The sequence below is a fragment of the Proteus sp. MB838 genome, from assembly GCF_054767435.1.
In genome coordinates, this window is sequence record NZ_BAABMO010000008.1 from 107,791 (window position 1) to 114,011 (window position 6,221).

At 42.1% G+C, this 6,221-nt stretch carries 3 protein-coding genes and 1 pseudogene; all 4 read left to right on the forward strand.

Features of this window, described 5'->3' with window-relative positions; all coding sequences use genetic code 11:
- The first annotated feature begins 9 nt into the window (after positions 1–9).
- A complete protein-coding gene (betB, locus tag ACYUCW_RS05615) occupies positions 10–1,485 on the forward strand; it encodes a betaine-aldehyde dehydrogenase (protein WP_004243216.1) in 1,476 nt (491 codons plus the stop codon).
- Positions 1,486–1,530: 45 nt separating this feature from the next.
- A pseudogene (betA, locus tag ACYUCW_RS05620) lies at positions 1,531–3,199 on the forward strand (choline dehydrogenase).
- 386 nt (positions 3,200–3,585) lie between these two features.
- On the forward strand, positions 3,586–4,836 hold the full coding sequence (gene codB, locus ACYUCW_RS05625; RefSeq protein WP_004248204.1) for a cytosine permease: 1,251 nt from the start codon (positions 3,586–3,588) through the stop codon (positions 4,834–4,836).
- Entirely contained in the window at positions 4,826–6,103 is a 1,278-nt protein-coding gene (locus ACYUCW_RS05630; RefSeq protein WP_460408262.1) for a cytosine deaminase, read from the forward strand. Before codB ends, ACYUCW_RS05630 begins: the two co-directional genes overlap by 11 nt.
- Positions 6,104–6,221: the final 118 nt, after the last annotated feature.

A 6,221-nucleotide genomic window follows, 5' to 3' on the forward strand; every position in this document is an offset into this window, starting at 1 on the left:
GGAGAAAATATGCAAAACCCACCGTTACACAAGCTTTATATTCATGGTGGATATGTTGATTGCGCACAACCTGAATGTGAACAATTTGCCGCAATTAATCCTGCTACAGGTGAGGTGATTGCACATTTACAATCAGCCTGTGAAGAAGATATTAATTGGGCGGTAGAAAGTGCAAAGCAAGGACAAAAAATATGGGCTGCCATGCCTGCGATGGCGCGCTCCCGTATTCTTCGACGTGCCGTGGATATTTTACGTGAACGTAATGATGAGTTAGCGCATTTAGAAACGTTAGACACCGGTAAACCCCTGTCTGAAACACGTTATGTCGATATTGTCACCGGTGCTGATGTATTGGAATACTATGCGGGTCTTATTCCTGCCCTAGAAGGGGAGCAGATCCCACTACGTGACAGCGCTTTTGTTTACACCCGTCGTGAGCCATTAGGTGTTGTTGCCGGCATTGGTGCATGGAATTATCCAATTCAAATTGCGTTATGGAAATCAGCACCTGCATTAGCAGCAGGTAATGCGATGATTTTTAAACCGAGTGAAATGACATCATTAACGGCATTAAAATTGGCTGAAATATATACTGAAGCGGGTTTGCCTCAAGGGGTATTTAATGTGGTCACGGGTGATGCCACTGTAGGGCAATGGCTAACGCAGCACCCTGATATCGCTAAGGTCTCATTTACGGGGGGGATCGATACTGGGAAAAAAGTGATGGCGAGCGCTTCTTCATCAAGCTTAAAAGATGTCACTATGGAGCTAGGTGGTAAGTCACCGTTAATTATTTTTGATGATGCCGATCTTGATACCGCAGCCGATATCGCCATGATGGCTAATTTCTATAGTTCAGGACAAGTATGTACCAATGGAACACGCGTATTTGTGCCAGAAAAGTTAAAACAAGCTTTTGAAGCTAAAATCATTGAGCGTGTCTCTCGTATTCGCGTTGGTTCACCACTGGAAATGGATACCAACTTTGGACCATTAGTCAGCTTCCCTCATCTTGAAAAAGTTTTAAGCTATATCGAGTTAGGTAAAGCTCAAGGTGCAAAACTACTTTGTGGTGGTGAACGTTTATTCGCTGGTGCATTGGCGAAAGGGGCTTATGTGGCGCCAACGGTATTTACCGATTGTACTGATGATATGAAAATCACGCAGGACGAAATCTTCGGCCCTGTAATGAGCATTTTAAGTTATCAAACAGAAGATGAAGTTATTTTACGCGCCAATAATAGTGTCTATGGATTAGCCGCAGGCTTGGTGACTCGAGATCTGACAACGGCACATCGCGTTATACATCAATTAGAAGCCGGAATTTGCTGGATCAATACTTGGGGTGAATCTGCAGCAGAAATGCCTGTTGGTGGTTATAAACATTCCGGTGTTGGCCGTGAAAATGGGCTTGTCACACTACAAAATTACACTCAAATCAAATCTATTCAAGTTGAACTTGGGGAGTTTTCATCCGTTTTTTAATCCATTCTATTTTTAATTTTAATGACTGAAACAGAGGAGATAACAATGGTCTATGACTACATTATTATCGGTGCTGGTTCAGCCGGTAACGTTCTTGCTACCCGCTTGACAGAAGATCCTGATGTTACTGTGCTGCTCCTTGAAGCTGGAGGACCGGACTACAGGTTCGATTTTCGCACACAAATGCCAGCAGCATTAGCTTATCCGTTACAGGGTAGACGCTATAATTGGGCTTATGAAACAGAGCCTGAGCCACATATGAATAACCGCCGCATGGAGTGCGGTCGAGGTAAAGGATTAGGAGGATCATCACTCATTAATGGTATGTGTTACATTCGTGGTAACGCGATGGATTTTGATGAGTGGGCCAAATTACCCGGCCTTGAAGATTGGAATTATTTAAATTGCTTACCCTATTTTCGTAAAGCAGAAACCCGAGATATTGGGGCTAATGATTATCATGGTGATAGTGGGCCTGTTAGTGTGACTACACCGAAAAAGGGGAATAATGTTTTATTCCATGCGATGGTCGAAGCCGGTGTACAAGCTGGATATCCTAGAACTGATGATCTCAATGGTTATCAGCAAGAAGGATTTGGCCCTATGGATAGAACGGTAACCCCCCCATGGGCGTCGAGCCAGTACGGCACGGGGTTATCTTGACCAAGCTAAATCGCGCAAAAACTTAACTATTGAGACACATGCTACAACCGATATTATTGAATTTGAGGGTAAAAAAGCAAGTGGTGTGCGCTATTTTAAAGGAACGAATACCACGCCACAGCATGTGAAAGCACGTAAAGAAATACTGCTTTGTGCCGGGGCGATTGCATCACCACAAATCTTACAACGCTCAGGTGTCGGCCCTGAAGATGTTCTCAACGAGTTTGATATTTCGCCAGTACATGTTTTACCGGGCGTGGGGCAGAATTTGCAAGATCATCTAGAGATGTATCTGCAATATGAATGCAAACAACCCGTTTCACTTTATCCGGCGTTAAAATGGTATAACCAACCTAAAATTGGTGCCGAGTGGTTATTTAAAGGAACGGGTATTGGGGCGAGCAATCAATTTGAAGCAGGGGGTTTTATTCGCTCAAGTGAAAAGTTTGCTTGGCCAAATATTCAGTTTCACTTTTTACCAGTGGCGATTAATTATAATGGCAGTAATGCAGTGGAAGTGCATGGTTTTCAAGCTCATGTGGGGTCGATGCGTTCACCCAGTCGCGGACGTATAAAAATAACCTCACGAGATCCACATCAGCATCCAAGCATCTTGTTTAATTACATGTCAACAGAGCAAGATTGGCAAGAGTTTAGGGCTGCTATTCGTATCACGAGAGAAATTATGGCGCAACCTGCATTAGATCCCTATCGCGGTGAAGAAATTAGTCCGGGGAAAGATATTCAAACGGATGAACAGCTGGATGCTTTTGTACGTGAACGGGCAGAAACAGCATTTCACCCTTGTGGTAGTTGTAAAATGGGAAATGATGAAATGGCCGTCGTAGATGGTGCCGGACGCGTTCATGGTATAGAAAGCTTAAGAGTTATTGATGCTTCCATTATGCCCAATATAATTACTGGCAATTTAAATGCGACAACCATTATGATTGCTGAAAAAATGGCAGACAAAATTAAAGGCATTAAACCATTGCCAGCAAGCCAAGCAGATTACTATGTTGCTGGACATTCACCTGCCAGAAGAAATTAATTAACTTATCAAAACAATAGTCAAGAGGAATGAAAATTCCTCTTTTTTGTGACTGAAAGTAAAGCTTCTTTTTTCGTTATTATTTTATTTTTTTAAGTTTTATTAAATATTATTTATGTATTTTTTCATAATTAAATGATTATGAACTTTCCATTGTTATCATAAATATTTCTAAAGCAATCTCCTTTTTACAATCATTTTAAATAAGTCGAGTGACTCAAGTAAAACAACCATAACATCAGGATTGATGTGAGATATATCAATTTTTTTTCTATCACCGATCCCATTAATTATCATAAACAGAGTACGAAAACGTTTGCATAAAATTTTTATGCCGATAGAATGCGTCAGATTTTTTGGCCTGGTGAAATGAATAGGGGGTTAAAGTGTCTCAGGACAACAATTATAGTCAGGGCCCGGTGCCCATATCCGCAAGAAAGGGTGGATTAGCGTTAACCTTTGTGATGTTGGGATTAACGTTTTTTTCAGCCAGTATGTGGACTGGCGGCGCTCTTGGTACTGGTCTCTCCTTTAATGATTTCTTCCTCGCAGTTCTTATCGGTAATCTTCTCCTTGGTATTTACACCGCATTTCTTGGTTTTATTGGTTCTAAAACAGGTCTCACCACTCATCTTCTTGCTCGTTACTCTTTTGGTATTAAAGGCTCTTGGCTTCCCTCATTTTTACTCGGTGGTACACAAGTCGGTTGGTTTGGTGTCGGTGTTGCGATGTTTGCTATTCCCGTTGGTAAAGCCACGGGGATTGATATTAATCTCCTGATTGCAATATCAGGAATTTTAATGACTATCACCGTGTTTTTTGGTATCTCTGCATTAACTATTCTCTCCATTATTGCGGTTCCTGCTATTGCTATCCTAGGAAGTTACTCGGTATATCTTGCGGTACATGATATGGGAGGGCTTAATACACTAATGGCTGTGAAGCCTGCCGAACAACTTGATTTTAATTTAGCCCTTGCCATGGTGGTAGGCTCTTTTATCAGTGCCGGTACATTAACGGCGGATTTTGTTCGTTTTGGACGTAACCCTAAAATTGCCGTGATTGTCGCTATTGTGGCTTTTTTCTTAGGAAATACTTTGATGTTTGTCTTTGGTGCTGCGGGAGCGGCATCATTAGGCATGGCGGATATTTCCGATGTGATGATAGCGCAAGGTTTATTACTGCCGGCGATCATTGTATTAGGTTTAAATATCTGGACGACCAATGATAATGCGTTATATGCATCAGGGTTAGGTTTTGCCAATATCACAGGGTTATCCAGTAAAAAATTATCTGTGGTTAATGGCATTATCGGCACATTGTGTGCGCTATGGCTTTATAATAATTTTGTTGGTTGGTTAACCTTTCTATCCGCGGCGATCCCCCCTGTAGGTGGCGTTATTATTGCAGATTATCTGATGAATAGAGCGCGGTATAATCAATTCAATGCTGACAAAATGCAAAATGTGAACTGGGTAGCCTTACTTGCTGTGGCCATCGGTATTGCTGCCGGTCACTGGTTACCAGGGATCGTACCTGTTAATGCCGTATTAGGTGGCGCAATCAGTTACGCGGTATTAAATCCAATATTAAATCGTCGTACAGCTCGACAAGCGGAGATAAGTCATGCTGGGTAAAAATATAGAACAAATTAATCATGCTCGTTTAGCTGGAAAAGAAGGTTTATGGCGCATTACAGTTAAAAATAACCAGATTGCAGCCATTGAGCCACAACCGCAAAGCGATTTTCATCCCCAAGGGTTAGATGCACAAGGTGGATTGGTTCACGCTCCTTTTGTTGAACCTCATATTCATTTAGACACCACGCAGACAGCAGGACAGCCAAACTGGAATCAATCAGGAACCTTATTTGAAGGTATTGAGCGTTGGGCAGAAAGAAAAGCATTACTCACCCATGATGATGTTAAACAACGGGCGTGGCAAACATTACAATGGCAAATCGCCAATGGTATTCAGCATGTAAGAACCCATGTTGATGTTTCTGATGCATCGTTAACGGCTTTAAAAGCCATGTTAGAAGTCAAACAAGAAGTCAAACCTTGGGTTGATTTACAAATTGTGGCATTTCCCCAAGAAGGGATATTATCTTACCCTAATGGCGAAGCATTATTAGAAGAGGCCTTGAAATTAGGTGCGGATGTTGTGGGGGCAATCCCGCACTTTGAATTTACCCGTGAGTATGGCGTGGAGTCACTACATAAAACCTTCGCATTAGCGCTGAAATACGATCGACTTATTGATGTGCATTGTGATGAAATTGATGATGAACAATCGCGTTTTGTTGAAACCGTTGCTGCATTAGCACATAAAGAAAATATCGGCTCACGGGTAACAGCAAGTCATACAACCGCTATGCACTCTTATAATGGCGCTTATACTTCGCGTTTATTTCGTTTATTAAAAATGTCAGGCATTAATTTTGTAGCCAATCCATTAGTGAATATCCATTTGCAAGGGCGTTTTGATAGTTATCCAAAACGTCGGGGGATCACCCGTGTCAAAGAGATGTTAGCGAGTGGTATTAATGTTTGCTTTGGTTATGACGATGTCTTTGATCCATGGTATCCATTAGGTACAGCAAATATGCTACAAGTGCTGCATATGGGGTTACATGTTTGTCAGTTAATGGGCTATGGGCAAATTGATAATGGATTACAACTTATCAGTCATAATAGTGCAAAAACATTGGCATTAACGGATTATGGTGTGGAGGTCGGTAATAGTGCTAACTTTATTATTCTTCCTGCTGAAAATGGTTTTGATGCTTTACGTCGTCAAGTCCCTGTACGTTACTCTATTCGTCACGGTAAAGTGATTGCACAAACCGAGCCGGCTAAGACAGAAATTATGTTAGCTAAGCCAACGCCAATTACGTATAATTGACATCCTCCACGCCCTAAAGGACGTGGGTCCCTACTGCGTTCAGACTGATGTCTGAATCACCTCGGCGGGTTCCTGCTTCGACGGGCGGTCTGACTGCACCCTCCCTCCACAGGCAAGC